Source organism: Bacillus sp. M5A3_1b, from assembly GCF_053345335.1.
Genome location: NZ_JBKEZY010000005.1, coordinates 153,077 through 175,381, shown reverse-complemented (window position 1 = coordinate 175,381; position 22,305 = coordinate 153,077). Strand labels below are relative to the sequence as shown.

Here is a 22,305-nt window from a genome sequence, read left to right as displayed (position 1 = left end):
GAATCCAGTTCGCAATATATTCATACCAATTAATTGAAAAAAAAAAGAAAGGAAGAATCCTTCCTTTCTCCTATAACCTTCTACAATTAGCGAGTATATCCGCCACCAAGTTGTTGTTCTGCCATCGCTACTAGACGTTTTGTAATTTCACCGCCTACAGAACCGTTTGCACGTGAAGAAGTATCAGCGCCAAGTTGTACACCAAATTCTTGTGCAATTTCATATTTCATTTGATCTAAAGCTGCTTGTGCTCCATGTGATGCTAATTGATTAGAGTTACGATTTCTAGCCATTACCAATCACCTCCTTATTTATATATAAATTGTGTTAAATTTTAATTTAAATACATGGTAATTTTTGGTTATTTATATTTTTTAAAAAAGAGTCTCTACAATGAGAGACTCTTACATCATTTTATATTAAGAAGTTACTACTTCTAAATTTCTATTTGTTAATACTTTCATTTCTTCTTTTAATATATCTTTCGCATTATGTCCAAACCATTCGAGTGAAGCAAAATGGTCAGTATCTCTCACTTCCTGAATAATCTCATCATAATTTACCACACCTTCAAATAATGGAACCATACCAATTCGACTTCCCGCTGCTGCATATACATTATTCGGTTCAAACACATGCAAATAATCTGCTGACGATATATTCTTAAAATGGTAATGTTGTATCCACGGCTTTAGTCGATGGAAGCTGTCTATTGGATCTGCACCAGACTCCCATATATGAAGAAAATCAAGGTTTATTTTCAAATTCGGATGATCTACTTCTCCTAATAATTCCAAAGTAGAAGGTAGCGTATCCGTTAACGTATTTGGATGTGTTTCTAAAAGTACATACATATTATGCTGAGCAAATACTTCACAAATCATGCGAATACGATTTACATACTCTTTTCTCTCCTGTTCCGAGAAATCTTCGCTACCTTTTTGTCCAGCAAACGTACGAATTTTGTTTGTTTTAAACCAATTAGCTAATATTGCAAGTTGTTCACATTTCTCTATCGTTTTTTCAAAATCTGCCGATAATGATATGTCTAAATAATCACTTATCATCGTAATTTCCAAGCTTTTATCCTTTAAACAATTCAATTCTCGTTCTGTCGTTTCATACTCTTGCATATACAAATTTTGTGCATGAGTCCCCCACAATTCAATTCCTTCAAAACCGTTTTCATATGCAAATTGAACAATATCAGTAAATGAAATTAATTGATGACGAAAGGAAATAGTACATAATGAATATTTCATAGGTTTGAACTCCCTTATCTTAAATTCAGTTAGGTTTTTAAAACGCTAAGACAGACTCGTTTGTTTTCATTTCTTTCCATGATAAAAACTGTCTCTCTAATTCAGCCTTAATTTGCAGTTCAATTGCATTCATTTCATCCAACTTTTCAACAATTGATAATAACATGCCTTTATTATTCGTCATCGCCATTTTAATTGCTCGATACTGTACATTTGTAAATCCTTGTACAATATCCTCTACCCGATCACACCAATAATCAAACTCTTGCTCCGAATATTGCAACGTTTCACGGAAGTATGCAAAGGCATGTTCATAACTATATTTACGAATTGCAAGTACTGGTATTTGCTTCACTGCCGCTACAAGACCAGAAAGCGAATAACCTTCTTCTTCATTTGCCATTTTTATAATTAAATTTTTCAATTCCATAGTCAGTTCATTGTCATTTCTTTTGAAAGTTTCTATGAAATAACTCGCTACCATTTCTTCTGTTGGCTCGTGAATTTCTTCTACATCAATGAAATACCCTCCACCAAATGGGTTATCTTGAACAGAGTGAAGCACTTTTTCTTTTTCCATATTCCCTTCCCAGCGAAAATCAGGATCTAGCATGAACCATTCTTCATCTTTCTCTGTCTTCGATATCATTAAATAATGCGGAAACGGTTTTTGATGAAATTTATTTTCCCTCTCTGGCAATAGAGACATATCAACCATTACAATGACATAGCGATTTTCTGGCTTGTTTTCTACTAATTGTAAAAACGTTTCTACATTGCTATCTTTACCTTTTGCATGATCATACCATTCGTTCACTTTCATACCGTACAATTTTTCATACCATAATAAATAATTATCATGGTTAATATTTTCGGAGTGATACGAGATAATGCCGCCTTCTGTTATATCAAAATCTCCGTCCCATAATCCAAAATAAAATGGACGGAAATCTATATCGCTACGCCTTTTTATAATTTCACAAAAACAACTCACTAAACAGTGAACTTTAATTGAAGTCATATTCTCATCCACTTTCCTAAAGGTTAATTATTCACATTTACTACTTATACCGGCTGTAACTCCTCCATAAAATCAAGCAAAGATCCTACAGTAAGAAATGCTTTTGGGTCTACCTCATCCTCTGGAACGGATAGCTTTACATCCATTTCTATGTAGACTATGAGTTGTAACATCATTACCGAATCTATATATAAATCTTGGTTTAAACGCATCGTTTCTTCTAAATGCGTTACATTTTTTAGCTCCATTTTTTCTGTCATAATTTTCAACACTTCATTTTTTAATGTTTCACGTCTCATGTTGCAACCTCTCCCATCTCTAGTAATTTTCTACTTACTTTTCCAGTTTTATTTTTCGGAATTTCAGTTACACTTTCAATCTCATACGGAACTTTATAAGATGGTAAATGCTGCATACACCATTCTCTTATTCGCACTGGATCAACATGAGAGATTACTTTCGCTTTAACAACTTCGCCCATCACAGGATGTTTTCCTCGATATACAATTGCCTCTTGAACGCCTTCTAGTCGAAGCATTGTTTCTTCTACCTCTATCGGAAAGACTTTTAATCCTGAAACGTTAATCACATCATCCATGCGCCCCATAAAATGAAGACCATGCTCAGATTTATACCCCAAATCTTTCGTGAAAATTTCCTTATCTTTCATTTTCACTACGATTTCTTCGGACATATTTTCATCTGAACCTATACTTATACTCACATGAGGTAGTGGATTACCTAAATCTAAATGGCTTTTCATATTATGACATATACTAATACAACCTGCTTCAGAACAACCGTATTGCTGCATCATATATGTTGTCATTTCTTTTAGTTTATAAAATAATGCTTCTGGTAAAGGTGCTCCGGATGTCATAATTTTATGAAACTGAAACGTTCCTTGCGGGAAACTTCCCATAATATGTAACATAAGCGGTACTGCATAAATGATATGTTTTTCTGTATTGCGAACTATATTTAATGCGAATTTAGGGTTTTTATTCGTAATGATGATAGGTTTGCTTCCTCGCGTAATTGCAGATAACGTACCACATATTAGTCCGTATGAATGTGAAACAGGAGCCATAACGATCGGCACTTCATCTACTTCACAGTTTAAAACTTCATTATAAGCAGTAATTTCTGTATCCACTTCCGCCCATGCTCTACGAATCAGTTTTGGTTCTCCTGTTGTTCCAGAACTATATTGCAATAAAGAAGGCTCTTCTAGTAAAGCGTTCACTACTTCTAATTTCGTAAAATCGGGATATTCTCCATATAATATCCCGATACAATTTGCACGCTTTGCCATTTCAATAGCCGTTTCTTTTGGCGTATCTTCATGTATAAGCAATACTGATGATTTCTTTTCTTTTAAGAAAAACACAAGCGTAATAATATCGAATGGATCTTTCAGACAAAGCGCGAATCTATTTCCTGCTGCTTTTTGAAATTGTTCTATTTCCTCATAAACTTGTAATCTCAAATCAAAATCACTTTTGCTATACTCTTGTTTATTAACGATTAGCATAATTTCCCCCTGTAACAACTGATTTTTGTTTGATAAGTTGTCTTGCTCTATACAATGAATTTGGAACTTCATGAACAAGCGAGTCCACATCCATATATAATCGTCGCTTCGTTAATTGCTCAGCATAGAATGTAGGAGTGTATAGCTGAATACTTTCAAATCTATCTTTCAAGTGTGGATATTTTCTAAAATGATTTTCAATTTCTTCGACAACTATCATCCAAAAAATTTCTTCTTTCCAATCATATTCGTCTGCAAGTACGAAAGCTAATTCTCCTACATTAAATAAGAACAGTGCATCTAATACCATCTCTTGTAAACATTCAATACGATCCATTTCAAAGAAATCATTCATTTTCCCATTTGCATACTTTTTATGCATTTTAGTAAAGTCTGGACATTTATTCATTTCTTTTAAGAATGGACGATAAAACTCAAGTCCTTCATGGAAATCCTTTAATGCAATACGGACAGGTAGCCCTTCTTTATGAACTAAAATCATATTTTGTCCGTGTGATTCTAATGCGATTCCATACTCTACAACAAGATGTATAACTGGTATGATCGCTTTTTGAATCAGTAATCGTAGCCAATTTTCTATCCCATATTTGTTTAACCATGCATCAATAACTGGTGTCCCGTCTTTCTCCTTTGCATATAAGCCGTTAAAGGGAACCGCATCCTCTTGCTCATCTAAATATTTATGAACGCTTTCACGCCAAATGCACCCTAATGAACCATATGTGGCTTTCTTATTCGTATCATACGTTACACTCGAAAATTCCTTTAATAAAATAATGCGCGATTCATCCCTTAAATAAGAATCCTGACTTACGACATCACTTAACCAATTCGATATAGCTGGTGCACTCACAACTGAATATGGTTTGAGCGTACGGAGTGTTGAAGTGTTAAGTATGTTCAGCGATAACTTTACATATGGTCTCTTTGGATTCGTAACATTTCTTAACGTCCTCATCGATTGTTGCGCGCAATAATCATCCGCTGATTGTCCTAAATAAATTATATTTTTATCCTGTATATGATCAGCGTAATTTGGAATGATGAAATTCTCCCACTGCCAAGGATGAACAGGTATAAACACGTACTGTTTTGGATTACATCCCGCACTGTGAATTCGTTCCATATACGTTTCTAATGTATGCTCGCCTATCTCACCTTTTAAAATATTGTCATAGATCATTTCATTTTCATAACCTACAGTCGCATACTTCTTATGAGATGCAATCCATATAATTTTTATTGGTCTCATAAATTCATATCCATATTGAAAATTGTCACGATATTGAAACCCAATGCGTGCTTTATAGCTAGGATGATATGGATGACCGTCTATTAAATGGCTTTCAAATTCATCGTACGATTTTTGGGTATATTTCACCTTATTATGTCTTTCATATTGTACAATCGTGTCTTTAAATATCGTTTGTTCTAATTCATGAATAAAAGAATCTAATTTCGTTTGTTCTACGTTAACAATTCGAAAAACTTCTTCCAAAAATTGCGAAACTGATTGTATTTCTTGTTTTTCCTCTTGAACTCTTATTACTAATGAATCTATAGAGATACGTCCAAATGTTATTCGTTCTCTTCCGTAACATTCATACGTGACACTTTTGTTGTCCTCATCAAGTCCTTGTATAAGAAAAAGAATTTGTTCTTCGTTTTCTATGCGAATTGGCGTAATAATCCCCTCATAAATTAACGACTCTACTAATTGACGTAACACTCTTCTTCGTACTGAAATGTAATCTTTTGATTCAAGCGCTTTCAATATTCTCGTATGATACATGTCCACTCTCATAACTCCTCCACCTTATGAAAAATACCATTATTTGTATTACGTGAAATTTTAACGTTATTTATGAACGGACAGCTACTTCTCTAACGAGCGGATTCTGTACCTGTACGTAAATTGCTTGTTCTAAAGGATTACTTAACTCATCGACATCGAAAAATCTCGTTAATAAATTTGCTTTACATGCCAACTTATCCTCTTCTAACAATTCTCTTAAAAAGGTAGAAGGTTCACGGTTATACGAAAGGAACGCTTCAAGTACAGATCTTAATTCAGAGAGAAGAATTTCCTCCTTAATTAATCCTGCTGTGCCAAAACCGTTAATGAGACCAAACATATGATTGAAAATTAAGTAGTAACGAAATCTCTCATCTACAATATAATCGTCATATAGATTTCCAGTACGTTCTCCAATGCCAGCCAACTCATTATTAAGCGTCTCTTTCATTGAATTACAGAAATAAAACCCTTGATTATCACGGAAATAATATTTGACCGGATACCCATCCTTTAGCTGAACAACACTATTTTGCTGATGCGCTTCTACTGCAACACCATAACGTAAGTACATCCATACCATCGGCTTTAAAGAAATATTCATATATCGTCTAAACCAATCTAAACTTACTTCTTCACAGCTTCTACTTTCTACATCTGCTAGTCGATGAATAATATTCGATAAACGAGTACGTTCCCCAGGTATTGCATCTTGAACTAGTCCAGCAATTAAAGTAGCGTCATTTGCATGTTCACCATAAAAAGGGTTCTCTCGTATAATTACTTCAAATCCAGATTCTTTTGCCCCGTAATTTAATGTAATAAATGCTGGATCACAAATAAAATCAAAACCTGGAAACTTATCTAACACTTCACCAATTGCTGTATTTAGCATTTCCTTTCCTTCAAGACCACTCTCTAGTTCCTTCAATTTATTAATACGCATTGAATTTGTTACTTTTACTGGGAATGAAAACTTAAGCATATATTTTGATTGGGGATGATATAACGTCCTAAGTGATGATGTTGCCATATAATACTTACCGACAGGACCGATATATTCAAGTACTCCTTGATCTATCCAATCCTGTACGTATGATTGGTGTAATAGCCATTCTGCCTGAAGCGGATGAATTGGAAGTAATGAATATTCATCTTCATTACAATACTTCGATATAAATTCTTTACAAACCATCTCATCATTACGTAACTCTTCTTTTAGAATTACTGTTGTAGAATCTAACAATAATGATTTTTCATTTACTATATTTTTATGTGCCCTAAAATAATGAAGCTGACATTCTCCTTTTAATTCTGGAGAATACATTGCGCTTTTCCATTCCAAAATACCTTGTCTACTCTTTGGGGTTGGATGCGTTAAATGTCCAAATAATAAAGATTGCTCCGCTTCTATAAAGGATGTATGGAAACCGTATAATGCAGATGTATCTTCTATTCTCTCCTTTGTAAATTCTTCAATATTTTGACAACTACAAATAACTCGAAGCATAAGTTCAGCAGGATTCGTCCCTTCTCCGTAGTTGATAGACATCTCTTTTATTAAGAATGTAATAACAGTAACGTAATCTGCTTTTATAACATTCTTATTTTCTCCCATTTGATAATAAAATTGTTCTCCAAACAAATGGCGATCTGTTGCTGATTTATATATAACTTCTCCATACAAAGTAATGTTTTGTGCCGATAACCGACAACATAAATAAGTAGAGCCAGTATCTCTTTGAAATGAATTGTAGAAAATATCCTCTATCCTTTTATCCGCTGTAATCCATTCTCCACTTCCTGTTTCTCTTAAATAACAATTTAAAAAACTTTGTATTGTTGCATGTTCCGCGATATGTTTCGCACGCTGCATACTTGTCCTCCTCTTTATATGAACACTATCGGAATTTCATATTACAATCGATAATTGAATATCGTTATCAATTAAAATTTTAATTGATTATCATTATCAATTCAATAGTTTATTTCAGAATTTTTAAATCCGAATAAATATTTCTTTTTTTCAGCGTTTCTTTAATCTAATTAAAAATACACAAGAAAAATTCTCACTTTCAAACTACATACTTATTTATTTCATTAGTAATCCCCTTCAAAATAGTTAAACAAAAGAGGTATACATTAATTCGTATACCTCTTTCAAACATAAAGTTTACATAATAATATTATTTATATTCCTCCAACAATAGGCTGTCTCTTCTACCTGTACTCTCTCTAAAAATTTCGTATCAATTTTTTCTGGATTAAATTTTTCATAAAAATTTTTAGAAGGATTATTCGTAACAACCCATACTAAAAGTGATTGCATATCATTGTTTATACATTCCGATAATAAAGCTTGAAATAACTTTTGTCCTATTTTCATTCCTTGATACTCTTGTAAAAGGTAGATTGCATATAATTCCCCATCACAATTATATGTACCACTTCTTTCCACTCCCCCGTCAATGAATCCGATTATTGTTTCATCTGACGTCTCTGCTACAAATCTATATTGGTATTTATCTTCTTGTTGAAAAATGTTTTCCCATTGTTTTTCTCGTTGCTCATATGTTATATTTTCTAAAAATTTGTCAGCAAATATCCCTTTATATGTTGTTTTCCAGCTATCAACATGCACCTTGGCTATACCTCTTATATCATCTTTTATCGCTCTTCTAATATGTATTTCCATCATCTCTCCCCCTTGTTATTCATCATTATATCAATTTATTTCCTTAAAAATCCAAATAAAAAAAGAGCGAATGCACTTCACTCTTTTTTATCACAATTATCTACTTTCCACTTCAACTGAAACAACACGATCAATCTCTTTCAAGGAACTATATAACTCTGTTGTATATAAATCTTCTGGAGCTAAAATGACCATTTCCAGTTGCTGAAATGCTCCACTATCTATATCTTTAATTTTCACTCGTTTCACATGCATGCCTAAATTTTTAATTTGCTTAAATATACCATCTAACTCATGATGCTCTTTTACAGTAATTTTTATAGATAAATCCTTTTGTCTTAATGAATACGGACCTGCAATTTTCACAAGTTGTGGAAGTACATTAATTGCTAAAATAATTAAAATCATAGCAACCGTCGCTTGTAAATAAAAGCCCGCCCCAATTGCTATACCTAAAGCTGAAGCAGCCCACACCATAGAAGCTGTCGTTAATCCAGAAATAACATCATTACTTCTTCGTAAAATAACACCTGCCCCAAGAAAACCAATCCCACTCACAATTTGAGCAGCTAGACGCATTGGATCCATATTTGTATGCCCTGGAACAGAATATACATGTACGGCTTCAATTGAAACCATCGTAATTAAACAACTTGCTACAGAAATAACCATACTTGTTTTCACACCAAGCGGTTTATTCTTTAGCTGCCTATCTATCCCGATGAATAATCCTAAAAAGAGTGCTAAACCTAATTTGAGTAAAAATTCATATGACATATTTCCATTCTCCTTACTTTACAATGTTTCCCTTGGAATAATTCACTATAACTCTTTTATGATATCAATTCCAGTCTTTTCTATTCATTTAACGTAAAAAGCCGAAAAAACATTTGTAACGATGTTTCTCCGGCTTTTTATTATGCTTAAGATTCTTCTTTATTTCTGATCTTTAATCTTAATTTCTGCATCTTTATAGAATGCTAATTTACTGTCATTATACTCTTTTGTAAAATTGTTAAATTGCTCTTTTGATTTTTGTGCTTCCACAGTTAATTCATTAACAGCCTTAACTTTTTCACCAATCTCTTTTAATTTCGTTTCTTTTACTTTTAATTTTTCATACAGTTCTTTTTCAGTCGCTAACGCCTTCGTATAATTTTCATTCATCTTTTGGAATGCATCATAACGGTTTTTATACGACTCTTCTACTGCTTTCACTTGTTTTTGTAACTTCTTATCTTCAAGCTTCTCTATATTTCCTTGAACAGATTTTGTTTCTTTCTGAGCTTTTTCTAACATTTCTTTCTCAGTTTTTAATACTTTTTCACGGTCATCTACATTTGCAGTAGCTTGCTCTATCTTCTTCATAACAGCGTCATTATGATCTTTACCTTCTTGTAAAATTTGAGAATATAGTTCTTGACCTTCATTCTCTAATTTCTCTAACTTCTTCGCTTCATCAACTAATAATTTTTCTTGTGTCGCTGCTGTTTCAAAAGCTGTATATAGATTTTCTTCTGGTTTTTCACCGAAACAACCTGTTAATAGTCCTACTGATAGTGCTCCAACTACTGCTACTTTTCCATACTTCAACGTTCATTCCTCCATTACATACGGTTATCATGCCAGAAATTCACTGGGAAGTGACTCTCTTCATGATAAGCTTCAAACTCATAACCCTTTTCTTTTAACCCTTTTAAAATTGCTGGCACAGCAGCAACTGATTGTGGGTGAATGTCATGCATTAAAATAACTTCCTGTGGTTTTGTTGCATTTGTTATTACGTTTTGAGCAATTTGTGCTGCCGCTGCATCAACTTGTATTTTGTTATATTTCCAATCTAATGAATCAATTGTCCAATCCCATACTTTAAAACCGCCCTCTACCACTTTATTTCGAAGACCTTCATTTAATCCAGGCATCGAACCGTATGGTGGACGTGTTAATTTAGGTGATTTTCCAATAATATTTGCGATTAAGCTTTGATCTTCTTTCATTTCATTTACATACTCGCCATTTTTATATAACTTCGCAAAATTATGTGTCATACTATGCATACCTACATAATGACCCTCTGCATTTTCACGTTTCACTAAATCCGGAAATTCTTTTACATTCGCTCCAATTAAAAAGAACGTCGCCTTCGCATCATGCTGTTTTAACATATTTAACAATTCAGCCGTATATTTCCCTGGGCCATCATCAAATGTAAGATAAGCAACTTTTCTTTCTTTTCCATTAAAACGACTTGGTGCCGTTTTATTCATTTCTACTTTCGGTTGTTCACTTGCAAGCTGTACTACATTTTCTTGTTTTGCGACAGCCTTTGCTGGTGAAGTAATGGATTGAAACATGAAATACCCAATAGCTACTGCTGCAATCGCTATTAAAACGACTACTACTCGTTTAATTTTAAAAGCTTTTTCCATTCTATCGAATTCCTCTCCCTATTAATCTTATATATAAATCACCCAATATAATTATACATCTATTTATTTTATTACACTATATAAACAGACTTTACATGTATTATAATGGGAGTTTTATTAAAATGGTTGTTCCTATTCCTTCTTTACTTATAATACTAAGTGTACCTCCATGAAGCTCCACCATTTTTTTAACGATAGCTAAACCGAGACCAGCACCTGTAGCATGGTTATTAATCTGGTAAAATGACTGTTCTATATATGGTAAATGCTCTTTAGCAATTCCAATCCCTTCGTCTTTCACCTTGATCACTGCTTGTCCTTCATTGTTAGTCGCTTCAATGTGTATTGTACCTTTATCATGTGAATATTTAATAGCATTTTGAACAATATTCAAGAAAATTTGCTTTAGCCTATTTCGATCTCCCCTCAATTCAATTCCTTCTATCGTATTAATAAATTGAATTTCTTTCTCTTCAGCGTTAGGAGTTAATTGCCAAATCGTCTCCTCTAGTATATCGTATATTTGCACCTTTTGTTTATATAAATTGAAATGATTTGATTGTAATCTTGAAAAATCTAGCAATTCTTCTACTAAATGAATCAATCGGTCTGTCTCACCTGATATAATTCCCATACCTTGCTTTATCTCTTCTTCTGTTAAATGATCTACCGTTTTTAACGTCTCACTCCAACCTTTAATTCCAGTTAAAGGCGTTCGTATTTCATGAGAAATAGAAGCAATGAATTCATTTTTCATCTGTTCCGCTTTTTCTATTTTATTAGACATATGATTTAAACTATGTGCCAACTCACCTAATTCACCTGGATAATCCTCTTTAATTTTCTTCTTTAATGTACCTTCTGCAATTTGTGAAGAAGCATGAATAATAGATTCGATAGGTTTAACAAACGAATTCGCTAATCGTCTACTGATTAAGAATACGATACCAGAAATGACAATTCCAACTGAAATAGTAAACATAATAATTTCAATAATCTTTGCATTTACATTCGTTAAAACAGTTGTATATTTCAAAGCACCGATCGTTTGTCCTTGATGAATAAGTGGACTAATCACTTCCAATTGTTTCATATTGTCTTTCGTAGCAGTCACTTGATGATACATTTCTCCTTCTAGTAACGAATATGGAATAACTACTTTACCTTCTACCTTTTGTCCACTTGACGATTGTATAATCGTACCATGCCGATCAATTAATTGTAATTCGGTTCCTTCTAACTGAAAGCTCTCAATTATATCCCCGCTGTATTCTTGCAATCGAATAAAGTATAGTGAATTGTATTCAGAGAAAAATCGCGTACTTGTCTTCGCATGAGATTCTATATATTGCACAATACCATTATAATAATATCGATAAATTGAGACTGAAAATACGACTTCAAATAATACAAGCATAAGTATAATGACCGTCATAAAATATAAAGTCACTTTTCTTTTCATCTTATACTTTCCTTCCACACATATCCTTTTCCCCACACAGTAAGAATAAATTCAGGTTCTGATGGATTACATTCTATTTTTTGGCGTAACCGCCTCATATTTACATCTACTACTTTCGTCTCACCTACATAATTCGTTCCCCAAATCATATTTAAAATTTCATCACGTGAAACCGGCTTTGAAGCCTGATTCATCAAATACTGTAATATCATATACTCTGTAGGGGTTAAATCGACTAATTGTCCACCTTTATATAGTCTTTCCTCTATTACATTTAACGAAAATGGACCAGATATGATGATGTTCGCTTTTTCATGATGTACTTCTATTCTCCTTAGTAACGATTGTATACGTGCAGTTAATTCCACTGGACTAAACGGCTTTGCGATATAATCATCTGCACCAATTCCTAGTCCTTGTACTTTATCTTCATTTTGTACGCGTGCGGTTAACATAATAATACCTATTTTTTTATTTTCTTCCCGGATGGATTTACAAACTTGAAAACCATCAATTCCTGGTAACATTACATCAAGTAATGCTACATCAACAGTATGTTCACATAAAATCTGTAACGCCTCTTCTCCCGTACTAGCTTCTAACACATAAAATCCAGCACGTTTCAAATTCAAGACGATAAAACTACGAATAGGCATTTCATCTTCTAAAACTAAAATTGTTGGCATAATTTCCACCTCCCTACTCTTGTTGATAATCGGCTAGCGGTTTTACATATGCTTTCACTTTTTCAAAATGTGGTTGTTTCGGTACGGCATATACGTGAGAAGCCGTTTTGACTGCTGCCTCGTATCCTTTTATTTTGAACCATTCTTTCCGTTTAAATATATGAACTTCAAGCCATAGTTCATTTGTCGTAGTATCTATAAATTTTTGAATATCTGATGCTTCTTGCTGAACTGGAACAGTTATTTTTCCAATTAACGCTTGCGGGATTTTGACAAAATAACCTTTCTCTATATTTATATATCTTTCTTCTATCGGTTTAATTTCATCTTCACTCCACTGAATATAACGTTCAAACATCGTACTCTCTCCGTATGATACTTCTTCCCAACCTTTTGGACGCACTGTACGAACAAATTCAATAATGCCGTCTTCATTTATATCTTTGCTTTCGACTACATAATCATTGAATAAATCTTCTTTCCCATCTATAGGTAGTGGCTCATAATGGCCCTTATCAAATTTTGCTACATATGTTATCCCTGAATGAGCACCAACACCTGCGTCAATTACAACCGCCTTTAGTGATTCAGAAATGCGGCCCATTTGTATTCTTTGAATGCTATTTATAAATGGATCGAATGACGCTTCAGATAAAGTCTTAAATTGTTCCATGAACTCAACTGTCAATTTCTCATCTTTTTCATACGTAACAAGACTTATATCTTTCAGTCCATTTTTATTTAAATCCTCTATGAATAACTTCGTATAACTTCGATTATATATTTCCTTCATATCTTCATTTTCTTCCGAAAAAACATACATAACATGTTCTAACGATTCACGACTTACAGAAATTCCGATTAATAACTCTCGCTTCCCGTTCCCTGTAAAATCACCGACTTCAACGATATCTACATCTCCACCATCAAATCTGTGCGTGGACTTTACTTTCCATCCATTTCCGACTTCTTCATATACAGCTAAGTATACGCTATGATCTTCATTCGGCAATTTATAAAATAAGATGGCTTCTTTCTTATTATCTTGTTTAAAATCCATTGACCAAATCATCTGTTTATCTTTATTAGACATTGGAGTAAGCAATCGATAATTTACAGGCAAATCTTTATCTATTTGCTCTTTTAGTTCATTAATCCATTTCTCATTGGCAGGAGCACCCATTAAACTTGTTGGAGCTTCAGACATTTTACATCCAGTCAACATAAAAATGATTCCCATAATGCCTATCCATTTCTGCATATGATATCTTTCCTTATTACAGATTTTCATTATTTTTCTTTACTTTTTGCTTCTCCAATATTCTCATACATATGAGTATAAGTTTTCTAAAATAAAAAATCGTTACAGAAAAGTTACAAATCCATCTCGATAAAAAAAGATTGGCAAAGGCCAATCTTTTTTTATTATTCATTTCGAACTGGTTTTGGTGTTACACCTAAATGCTCATTTAATTTTTTCGAAATATCTTTTACATTTTTTTCGTTTGGAATGTAATAATAAATACCTCCGATACGTTTATCCGTACCTTCTATTTGCATTTTTTCCATTTCTAAATTAGATCCTGCCATATTTTTTGTAATTGCAAGCATATCATCGAAAGTTAAGTTCGTTTTCATATTTTTATCAACCGCATCAAGTAAAGAGCCCATTTTGCTAATTGATTGCACAGACATCGCTTTTTTTGCAATTGCTTCTATTACAAGTTGTTGTCTTTGTCCACGCATTGCGTCACTATCAATTTTACGCGTTCTTGCAAGTGCAAGTGCTTGTTCTCCATTTAAATGTTGGAAGCCTTTTTCTAAATGAATCATACCCGCTTGGTCTTTACTATCTTGCTCTGTGAAAGTAACAGGTACATCAATATCAATACCACCAAGTGAATCGACAATTTGTACGAATGATTCAAAGTTAAACTTCACATAATAATCAACAGGAACATTTAAAAATCTTTCCACCGTATCTCGTGTACTTTCAACACCACCAAATACGTGTGCGTGTGTAATTTTATCTAATTTCTTTCTAGATGGAATATATACACGTGAATCACGCGGAATACTTACTAATTTAACTGATTTATCATCTTTATTAATTGTTGCTAATAAAAGTGCATCTGTGCGAACAGCTTCACCATATTGACTTTTTCGCATTTCACTACCATCTACACCCATAATTAAAATAGAGATGTTATCCTTTAAAGGCTCAACTTCTTTATCACGTTTTGATGATTTATCAATTTGTGCATACGCATCACTTACAACAGCTTTTGCTTTATTATATATTAATGATCCATATCCTACTCCTCCAAAAATAAGTAGGAAAAATGGAATTAAAATGAACCATTTTATTGACCTTCTTTTAGAACGTTTTTTATTGCTTCTCGTATTTTGTTCTAATTCAGAGCTCATCTTCATTCGCCTCTCTTTCTCTTTCACTAGTATAATGTATGTCTAGTATTCTTCATATTGAATTTCCTTTCAAACACCTTACATTTTTGTAAGGTTACATGATGAATCCAATATGTATTCCATTTCACATTATACTCTCGTGCTTATTTTTGGCAAGTCACTATTTTCCAACTTCAAATATTTAGCACTTCGCAACATTCGAAATTATAGATTTATAAATTTATTCGTTTCGAATCCTTCAATTTTCACCTGAAAAATTAGTAATGCAACAATACATTTCATATTATCTCTCAAGCGGTGTATACATTGTTTTCTTCCCATGATTATTAATGAAAGCGGATTTTGCTTTTAGTTTCGTCTTTTCTATTTCTATATCTTCATTCGAGAAATTCACAATAATTTTAATATCTTTTCCATAAAAAGCAGATTGAACTAATTTATCTTCTGACAAATATACAAAGTTCGTCATTTCTTCTTTTACTGCCTTTTCATGAACGTCATTCCAAACTTTCAGGTGCTGTGTAATTTCTTGTTTATGCTTATTCCACTCTACTTCATCTAAATGGTACAACGGAGGAACATTATACAATAATTCGTATAGCATACGGTTCCCTACCTCATCTTTTACTTTCAAACTTCCCCATTCCCAGTGGTGCGTTGTAATTACAGAATCATTGTATACTAATTTATATAATGGTACTGAATATACAGGGTTTAAATACACTTGTTTATATTCTTCTTTTAACGGTACTTGTTTTGTATATTTTTCTGGAACATTTTGATTCGGTGACCAATATCCGCCCACATAATACGGACTTGTTTTATTTTTCCTCATATCTTCATCGTCCCATTTAATAACCGGTGTTTCAATACCGTGAGCAAATGCAATCGTGCTACTTGCAAAGTCATTTCCGCCTTCTGAGCCAACTACCATACCTTTTTCTTGCGCAATATAATCCATTCGTTGCAATCTTGCTTTTAAATCTTGTTCTTGTGTCGTTATATGTTTGGCTGAATAGTCATCATAAATTTCACCTGTTGCATCACAATCAATAAACCATGAATTATATTTAGGTCCATTTTGTAAAATATCGTTCATTCGCTCTTTTACACTAGGAAGAGATAAAGTTGGATTTAACTTTCGCCCTCTACCTAAAAATCCTTGCACTTTTTCTCCATTTTTCTTCGTCACAGTTGCCTCTTCATATAACGATGGATCCTGAAAAGAAGCTGTATTCCAATTTTTATCAGCTTTTTCGTGAATAGAATGATAAGAATCATACGGACCAACTAAATATCCCATTTTTTTAGCTTCTGTCACGAAATCAGGCTGCATATACCCTTGTTCCCAGTTCGGTAACCCAATCCACGCTTTGTCTATTCCTGATTCTTTCATTTCCTTTATAATATCCGTTCCATCTGCGTTACCCCATTTACTTACTTCTTCAATCGCATCACCGAGCGCCGACTTTAATACATGCTTATTTAAGTTATATAACTCCATCTTCGATAAGTGATCTACCCCTTTGTTTAATAACTCACTAGCGTTCTGATCAACCTTTTGAAAAATATCATCTTTATACAATTCCTTCATTGATAATACTTCATTTACATAACGCAAAATAACATTTTTTTGGTACTTATCAATGAAATCTTGTTTACTTACTTGCTCAAACACACTCAGTTCTCCAGGCTCCGAACTATTCTTTTGAATAAGCCCTTTTATATGACTAAATACAGGACTATTTATTTGCTCTCTTATTTTAGGCCAATTTACGTTACTGTCAGACAAACCATTTTGATTCCAAAAATAAAAATGAGCAGCACCATAAAGTTTTTCAATCTCTTTATTTTTTCTAGCCTTTTCTTGTAATGTTTTAAATTCACCTTTTTGAGCAATATTATCCTTATACAGTTTAGCAATACTGACTGCATCATTATTTGTCACATATAATTGAAATCCATATGCTTTATTTTTATTTATACTCGGGAATTCATGTATAAAATCAAATCCTATTTTCGGATCCGAATGAAATTTCAATTCATTATTAAACATATTGTTCGCAATAAATACAATTGAATATTTCGAACCATTTAACGCAAAAAACTTCATAGAAAATGATTCAGCAAATGAATATGCATCATCCTTTAAAAACTTCTTCCAATTTTCATCATTACTCGGAATTTGCTTACCTTCCCATAACGGAAGTGTATAATTTTCAGCTTGTACTTTCGGCCACGTAAAGCTTTCTGCACCAGTCGATTCCACTTCAATATTTAAGTGATCTTTTTTCTTTTCTAGATTCACTTTTACTTTTTGATCTGGATATTCCCAAGATGTTCGATCCTTGTCTTTTTTTACATTCGACACCTTCATTTTCGGTAACGGCTGTGACGCCTGTTCCTTTACACCATCATGTTCTACAGTTAACATGAAAGTCTCTGGATTTACATCGTAAGTAAACTCTTTATACGTCGCTTTCTTTACTTTAGAATCTTGTACAGCCTTGTTACCTTTTACATCACACCCGACTAAAGTCGAAAATGACATCGTTGTAAGAAGACATATTGCTATCATTTTTTTCATCTTCTGCACCTCCACCACTGAATATACAGGGGCTTTGTTACAGGAATGTGGCAAAAAAATAGAACTAGCATAAGGCTAGCTCTATTTTGTGTATTATAAATAAGTGTGTATGAACAACTATAATCTGCTTAAAGTATATGTAGTACAATAACCGTGTTTTTTCATCCCCACTAAATATAAAAGCAAATAATTCATAACTTTAATGTGCATTTCTTAACTAAAAAAATAAGTGTATATAATATAGCCTAAAACTAGCACTAAAATTACTAGCGCTGTACCTTTCCAATTCATACCACCCGTCATATCAACTGGACTACCGCATTCAGCTCTGTTTAATCCATCCTTTAAAGAACCGGTAGGATTATTTTTCAATTCACTTTGCCTTATACGTTCTCTTTTTTCTTCTGGTGACTCTTTCTTCATACGATCACCTCCAAATGAATACACGCTTTACTAAATTATAAATTATTACTTTTCTTTTATATGAAAACTGAAAAGATATTTACAACAAAAAAAGCTAGCAATGCTAGCTTTTTTATAGCCCTATATGTTCTTCTTTATTTACAGTAATTCCTCTATGATCAATTTCTAGCTCGCACACTTTCATAGACGTAAATACTCTCGCTAATTGCTCAGCAATTTCTTGACGCTTATCATATGGCGTTAATATAAAAATGGATGGGCCTGCACCACTAAGCGCTGTGCCGTATGCTCCAAACTCTTTTGCACATTTACGAATTGAGGGTAATAGCGGTACGAGTTCTAAACGATACGGCTCGTGAAAATGATCTCTTTCCATCATTTCACCTACAACTTCCCACTTCTTTTGGCAAAACGCAGCTACTAATACGTTGCTGATTGCACTAGCCTTAACTGCTTCATGAAACGGAAACACATCTGGTAATACAGATCGGCTTTCCTCTGTATTTAACTCTTCATTTGGAATAAGAGAAATTACACCTAATTCCTTACTTTCAATTCTTACAACCGAAACATTCTTTCCATCAAGTGCTCCGATTACAGTTCCTCCTAATATAGAAGCCGCAACATTATCTGGATGCCCTTCAAAATTTGTTGCAATTTGAACTTTTTGATCAGTCGTTAAGTTTAAATTGCCAAGTTGATTCGCAAGCTCTATCCCTGCTACAATTGCTGATGCACTACTTCCTAGTCCTCTTGTAAGCGGGATATTACTAGTAACTTCTATTAAGTGAGGTGCTAAAGACGGACATACTTTACATGCCGTGCTAACGATTAAATTTTTATCATCTGTCGGAATTAATTCTTCAAAGGAATGGATTACTTGCCATCTATCAGCTTTTTCCTTTACCACCACATCTAAATATAATGACAAAGCTATTCCTACTGAATCAAATCCTGGTCCAACATTCGCTGTACTAGCAGGAACACGAATACTTACTGGTATCACGACATAATCACCCCTTTAATATGCTCTTTAATTTGTTCTATATTATTTGAAACACTTGCAATGTCTAATGTATTAGAAGAAATTGCGATATCAGGATCTTTCAAGCCGTTTCCAGTTAAAACTGCAACAACTGTCTCTCCTTTTTTGATTTTTCCAGATTGAACATGTTTAATTACACCTGCTAATGAAGCATTTGATCCCGGCTCAGCGAAAACCCCTTCCGTTTTTGCTAACAATCTATACGCATGTAAAATTTCTTCATCTGATACCATATCTATTTCACCGCGAGACTGTTCTGCAGCCTCTACTGCATATGACCAACTTGCGGGGTTACCGATACGAATCGCTGTTGCAATTGTTTCAGGTTCTTCAATGACATGTCCTTTTACAATAGCAGCTGCTCCCTCCGCTTCAAATCCGTGAATTCTTGGCTTCTTATAGCCTTTTTCTTTCTCATATTCACAGAAACCTTTCCAGTACGCTGTAATATTCCCAGCATTCCCAACAGGAATCGCTAAAACATCTGGTGCACTTTGCAACTGGTCACAAATTTCAAATGCTGCTGTCTTTTGCCCTTCAATTCGATAAGGATTCACTGAGTTTACTAATGTAATCGGCTCTTCCGCAGCAATATTTCTTACAGCCTTAAGTGCATCATCAAAATTTCCTTCTATTGAAATGATTTCAGCTCCGTAAGCGACTGCTTGCGCTAATTTTCCATGTGCAATCTTTCCTTCCGGGATTACGATTATACATTTCATTCCAAGGCGTGCCGCGTATGCTGCGGCCGATGCCGAAGTATTACCTGTTGATGCACAAATAATTGCCTCCGAACCTTCTTCTTTCGCCTTCGCAACAGCCATTACCATACCACGATCTTTAAATGAACCTGTCGGATTCGCTCCTTCATACTTACCATATAATTGAATTCCTAATTGTTTTGATATATTTAATAACGGAATAAGTGGTGTATTCCCTTCCATTAAGCTAACATCAGGTGTATTTTCATTGACCGGTAAATAAGAAGCATACTGTTTTAATAATCCTTTATACATATTGTTTTTCCTCCTCAATAATGTAGTAACTGTTTATTTCACTTGCGACATCTTCTATCGCTCCTAAAACTCGTTCAAATTGATACTTTGAAGTTTGATGTGTTACAACAACAACTTCTGCAAGTTCACGATTTAAAGGTAACTGAATAACTTCTTTTAAACTTACAGAATAATTAACGAAACATTCTGTTATTTTCTGTAACATCCCAGGTTCATCTCGTAATGAAATACGTAAGAAATATTTCGAAATGACTTCTTCATCTCCTTGTAACTCGTATGGCTCTGGTTCTTTTAACGCACTTTTATTTTTCGGGACTTGATTCATATTTTTAACGATTGAAATAATATCACTTACTACAGCAGAACCAGTTGGTAACTTCCCAGCTCCAGGCCCGTAAAACATTACTTCTCCTACCGCTTGACCGTGAACATATACTGCATTAAATTCATTATTTACATTTGATAATGGATGATGGCTTGGTAAAAGTGTCGGTTCTACACTTAAATGAATGGCTGACCCTTGTTTCTCTGCTTTACCAATTAATTTCATAGTAAATCCTAACTTTTCAGCCATTTGTAAGTCTTCTTTTTCGACCTTTCGAATCCCTCTTACTTGCACATCATCTAAAGAAACATTCATCGAAAAACCTAAGTTTGCAAGAATGGCTACCTTTCTCGCCGCATCTAACCCATCTACATCCGCTGTTGGATCCGATTCTGCGAAACCTAATTTTTGTGCTTCCTGTAAAGCTTCTTCATACGACCATCCCTTTTGACTCATCTTTGTTAACATGTAATTTGTTGTTCCATTTACAATTCCCATTATTTTTTCAATTTGATCTGAAGCTAATCCGTCTGTTAATCCCCTTAACACCGGAATACCGCCCGCTACACTTGCTTCATAACATAGATCACAATCATTTTCGTTCGCTAATTGAAGAAGTTCTGCACCGTATACAGCCATTAAATCTTTATTTGCTGTTACGACATGTTTCTTATTTCGTAAAGCCTTAACAATATGCTGCTTCGCTTCTTCAATTCCGCCCATTACCTCTACTACAATATCAATATTTGAATCATTTAGAACTTCATCGACATGACTTGTTACTACGATTCCATCAATACAAACATCACGTTCTTTTTCTAAATCACGTACAACGACTGTCTTCACCTTCACTTCATACCCTGTATCAAGTGCAATTTTTTTATAATGTTCTTTCAAAATATGGACAACACCACTTCCGACCGTACCTAATCCTAACACCCCAACATGAATAACGTTATTCATTTTCTAATCTCCTCCTACAATTTTATTTTTTATCTCTATCAATCACCTTGCTCTGCTTTTTAATCATGCAGGTGGTGGTTATTTCCGTACGTACAAATCGTTTCATGTTACTGCACCTCCTTTCAAAGTAATAAAAAAACACACCCATCCCTAGGAAAGGGACGAATGTGTTTTCGTGGTTCCACCCTTGTTCCAATCTAGAAACGCACTTCCTCCTAGATTGCTCAAGTTCAGATAACGGCTGATTCCGTCAATAATTACTAGATTACTCGTTCACTATTGAAGTTCAAAGGTGGTAAAATCATTTCTCGTGTTAGGAAGCTCACACCCTTGACTTCCCTCTCTGTAAACCGTAAAAATGATTTCGTGTCCTTATCGTTACTTTTTCGTTCATGTTTATTTGTTAACTCATTATACTCGCATAAAAAACAAAATCAATAACATTTTTTAATTATTTTAAATTTTCAATCTGTAAATTCATAAAAAAACACATTCATCCCTAGGAAAGGGACGAATGTGTTTTCGTGGTTCCACCCTTGTTCCAATCTAGACGTATTTCTCCCTAGATTGCTCAAGTTCAGATAACGGCTGATTCCGTCAATAATTACTAGATT

At 33.8% G+C, this 22,305-nt stretch carries 20 protein-coding genes and 2 other annotated features (1 of these 22 running past the window's edge); all 20 genes read right to left on the bottom strand.

Annotation, left to right across the window (positions count from 1 at the left end; translation table 11 throughout):
• Positions 1-86: 86 nt before the first annotated feature.
• The 20 genes from ACLBWW_RS15825 to ACLBWW_RS15730 all read right to left on the bottom strand — a co-directional run bounded on the left by ACLBWW_RS15825 (position 87) and on the right by ACLBWW_RS15730 (position 21,691).
• Entirely contained in the window at positions 87-293 is a 207-nt protein-coding gene (locus ACLBWW_RS15825) for an alpha/beta-type small acid-soluble spore protein (protein WP_000113545.1), read from the bottom strand.
• Positions 294-419: 126 nt separating this feature from the next.
• Positions 420-1,262 (bottom strand): petrobactin biosynthesis 3-dehydroshikimate dehydratase AsbF, encoded by an 843-nt coding sequence (gene asbF, locus ACLBWW_RS15820; protein ID WP_046959182.1) that lies wholly within the window; start codon positions 1,260-1,262, stop codon positions 420-422.
• A 37-nt stretch (positions 1,263-1,299) separates the two neighbouring features.
• A complete protein-coding gene (gene asbE / locus ACLBWW_RS15815; protein WP_048543184.1) occupies positions 1,300-2,283 on the bottom strand; it encodes a petrobactin biosynthesis protein AsbE in 984 nt (327 codons plus the stop codon).
• A 44-nt stretch (positions 2,284-2,327) separates the two neighbouring features.
• Positions 2,328-2,582, bottom strand: coding sequence for a petrobactin biosynthesis protein AsbD (asbD, locus tag ACLBWW_RS15810; RefSeq protein WP_048543185.1), 255 nt, complete (start codon positions 2,580-2,582; stop codon positions 2,328-2,330).
• Positions 2,579-3,817 carry an AMP-binding protein gene (locus tag ACLBWW_RS15805; RefSeq protein WP_048543186.1) on the bottom strand — a complete coding sequence of 413 codons (1,239 nt, stop codon included), beginning with the start codon at positions 3,815-3,817 and terminating at the stop codon, positions 2,579-2,581. The genes asbD and ACLBWW_RS15805 overlap by 4 nt, the downstream gene beginning before the upstream one ends.
• Positions 3,804-5,642 carry an IucA/IucC family protein gene (locus ACLBWW_RS15800; RefSeq protein ID WP_048543187.1) on the bottom strand — a complete coding sequence of 613 codons (1,839 nt, stop codon included), beginning with the start codon at positions 5,640-5,642 and terminating at the stop codon, positions 3,804-3,806. Before ACLBWW_RS15800 ends, ACLBWW_RS15805 begins: the two co-directional genes overlap by 14 nt.
• A 58-nt stretch (positions 5,643-5,700) precedes the next feature.
• Positions 5,701-7,509, bottom strand: coding sequence for an IucA/IucC family protein (locus ACLBWW_RS15795; RefSeq protein WP_048543188.1), 1,809 nt, complete (start codon positions 7,507-7,509; stop codon positions 5,701-5,703).
• 297 nt (positions 7,510-7,806) lie between these two features.
• Complete coding sequence (locus ACLBWW_RS15790; protein WP_053078512.1) at positions 7,807-8,328, bottom strand: GNAT family N-acetyltransferase; 522 nt, start codon at positions 8,326-8,328, stop codon at positions 7,807-7,809.
• A gap of 96 nt (positions 8,329-8,424) precedes the next feature.
• A complete protein-coding gene (locus ACLBWW_RS15785; protein ID WP_000119503.1) occupies positions 8,425-9,105 on the bottom strand; it encodes an MgtC/SapB family protein in 681 nt (226 codons plus the stop codon).
• A 159-nt stretch (positions 9,106-9,264) separates the two neighbouring features.
• On the bottom strand, positions 9,265-9,921 hold the full coding sequence (locus ACLBWW_RS15780; RefSeq protein WP_048543190.1) for a YkyA family protein: 657 nt from the start codon (positions 9,919-9,921) through the stop codon (positions 9,265-9,267).
• A 14-nt stretch (positions 9,922-9,935) separates the two neighbouring features.
• Entirely contained in the window at positions 9,936-10,757 is an 822-nt protein-coding gene (locus ACLBWW_RS15775) for a peptidoglycan-N-acetylglucosamine deacetylase (protein WP_048543191.1), read from the bottom strand.
• A gap of 100 nt (positions 10,758-10,857) precedes the next feature.
• The gene (locus tag ACLBWW_RS15770; RefSeq protein ID WP_048543192.1) at positions 10,858-12,219 is read right to left on the bottom strand and encodes a sensor histidine kinase; all 1,362 of its coding nucleotides are present in this window, start codon (positions 12,217-12,219) and stop codon (positions 10,858-10,860) included.
• Positions 12,216-12,905 carry a response regulator transcription factor gene (locus tag ACLBWW_RS15765; protein WP_046954999.1) on the bottom strand — a complete coding sequence of 230 codons (690 nt, stop codon included), beginning with the start codon at positions 12,903-12,905 and terminating at the stop codon, positions 12,216-12,218. Before ACLBWW_RS15765 ends, ACLBWW_RS15770 begins: the two co-directional genes overlap by 4 nt.
• A 13-nt stretch (positions 12,906-12,918) precedes the next feature.
• Complete coding sequence (locus ACLBWW_RS15760; protein WP_046955000.1) at positions 12,919-14,166, bottom strand: hypothetical protein; 1,248 nt, start codon at positions 14,164-14,166, stop codon at positions 12,919-12,921.
• Positions 14,167-14,330: 164 nt separating this feature from the next.
• Positions 14,331-15,332 carry an LCP family protein gene (locus ACLBWW_RS15755; RefSeq protein ID WP_000093639.1) on the bottom strand — a complete coding sequence of 334 codons (1,002 nt, stop codon included), beginning with the start codon at positions 15,330-15,332 and terminating at the stop codon, positions 14,331-14,333.
• Between the two features lie 283 nt (positions 15,333-15,615).
• A complete protein-coding gene (locus tag ACLBWW_RS15750; protein ID WP_048543193.1) occupies positions 15,616-17,919 on the bottom strand; it encodes a glycoside hydrolase in 2,304 nt (767 codons plus the stop codon).
• A gap of 213 nt (positions 17,920-18,132) precedes the next feature.
• Positions 18,133-18,342: a DUF6366 family protein gene (locus ACLBWW_RS15745; protein WP_048543194.1), complete on the bottom strand. Its 210-nt coding sequence runs from the start codon at positions 18,340-18,342 to the stop codon at positions 18,133-18,135.
• 112 nt (positions 18,343-18,454) lie between these two features.
• Positions 18,455-19,348, bottom strand: a complete 894-nt coding sequence (thrB, locus tag ACLBWW_RS15740; RefSeq protein ID WP_048543195.1) for a homoserine kinase — start codon at positions 19,346-19,348, stop codon at positions 18,455-18,457.
• Positions 19,345-20,403: a threonine synthase gene (thrC, locus tag ACLBWW_RS15735; protein ID WP_048543196.1), complete on the bottom strand. Its 1,059-nt coding sequence runs from the start codon at positions 20,401-20,403 to the stop codon at positions 19,345-19,347. The genes thrB and thrC overlap by 4 nt, the downstream gene beginning before the upstream one ends.
• Positions 20,396-21,691 (bottom strand): homoserine dehydrogenase, encoded by a 1,296-nt coding sequence (locus tag ACLBWW_RS15730; protein ID WP_048543197.1) that lies wholly within the window; start codon positions 21,689-21,691, stop codon positions 20,396-20,398. The genes thrC and ACLBWW_RS15730 overlap by 8 nt, the downstream gene beginning before the upstream one ends.
• Positions 21,692-21,845: 154 nt before the next feature.
• Positions 21,846-22,079 (bottom strand) — a binding site (T-box leader).
• 115 nt (positions 22,080-22,194) lie between these two features.
• Positions 22,195-22,305, bottom strand: a binding site (T-box leader); it runs 121 nt beyond the window's last position.

Coding starts and splice junctions, on each gene's coding strand:
- ACLBWW_RS15825 (WP_000113545.1), bottom strand. CDS start 293: ATGGCTAGAAATCGTAACTCTAATCAATTAGCATCACATGGAGCACAA.
- asbF (WP_046959182.1), bottom strand. CDS start 1,262: ATGAAATATTCATTATGTACTATTTCCTTTCGTCATCAATTAATTTCA.
- asbE (WP_048543184.1), bottom strand. CDS start 2,283: ATGACTTCAATTAAAGTTCACTGTTTAGTGAGTTGTTTTTGTGAAATT.
- asbD (WP_048543185.1), bottom strand. CDS start 2,582: ATGAGACGTGAAACATTAAAAAATGAAGTGTTGAAAATTATGACAGAA.
- ACLBWW_RS15805 (WP_048543186.1), bottom strand. CDS start 3,817: ATGCTAATCGTTAATAAACAAGAGTATAGCAAAAGTGATTTTGATTTG.
- ACLBWW_RS15800 (WP_048543187.1), bottom strand. CDS start 5,642: ATGAGAGTGGACATGTATCATACGAGAATATTGAAAGCGCTTGAATCA.
- ACLBWW_RS15795 (WP_048543188.1), bottom strand. CDS start 7,509: ATGCAGCGTGCGAAACATATCGCGGAACATGCAACAATACAAAGTTTT.
- ACLBWW_RS15790 (WP_053078512.1), bottom strand. CDS start 8,328: ATGGAAATACATATTAGAAGAGCGATAAAAGATGATATAAGAGGTATA.
- ACLBWW_RS15785 (WP_000119503.1), bottom strand. CDS start 9,105: ATGTCATATGAATTTTTACTCAAATTAGGTTTAGCACTCTTTTTAGGA.
- ACLBWW_RS15775 (WP_048543191.1), bottom strand. CDS start 10,757: ATGGAAAAAGCTTTTAAAATTAAACGAGTAGTAGTCGTTTTAATAGCG.
- ACLBWW_RS15770 (WP_048543192.1), bottom strand. CDS start 12,219: ATGAAAAGAAAAGTGACTTTATATTTTATGACGGTCATTATACTTATG.
- ACLBWW_RS15765 (WP_046954999.1), bottom strand. CDS start 12,905: ATGCCAACAATTTTAGTTTTAGAAGATGAAATGCCTATTCGTAGTTTT.
- ACLBWW_RS15760 (WP_046955000.1), bottom strand. CDS start 14,166: ATGCAGAAATGGATAGGCATTATGGGAATCATTTTTATGTTGACTGGA.
- ACLBWW_RS15755 (WP_000093639.1), bottom strand. CDS start 15,332: ATGAGCTCTGAATTAGAACAAAATACGAGAAGCAATAAAAAACGTTCT.
- ACLBWW_RS15750 (WP_048543193.1), bottom strand. CDS start 17,919: ATGAAAAAAATGATAGCAATATGTCTTCTTACAACGATGTCATTTTCG.
- ACLBWW_RS15745 (WP_048543194.1), bottom strand. CDS start 18,342: ATGAAGAAAGAGTCACCAGAAGAAAAAAGAGAACGTATAAGGCAAAGT.
- thrC (WP_048543196.1), bottom strand. CDS start 20,403: ATGTATAAAGGATTATTAAAACAGTATGCTTCTTATTTACCGGTCAAT.
- ACLBWW_RS15730 (WP_048543197.1), bottom strand. CDS start 21,691: ATGAATAACGTTATTCATGTTGGGGTGTTAGGATTAGGTACGGTCGGA.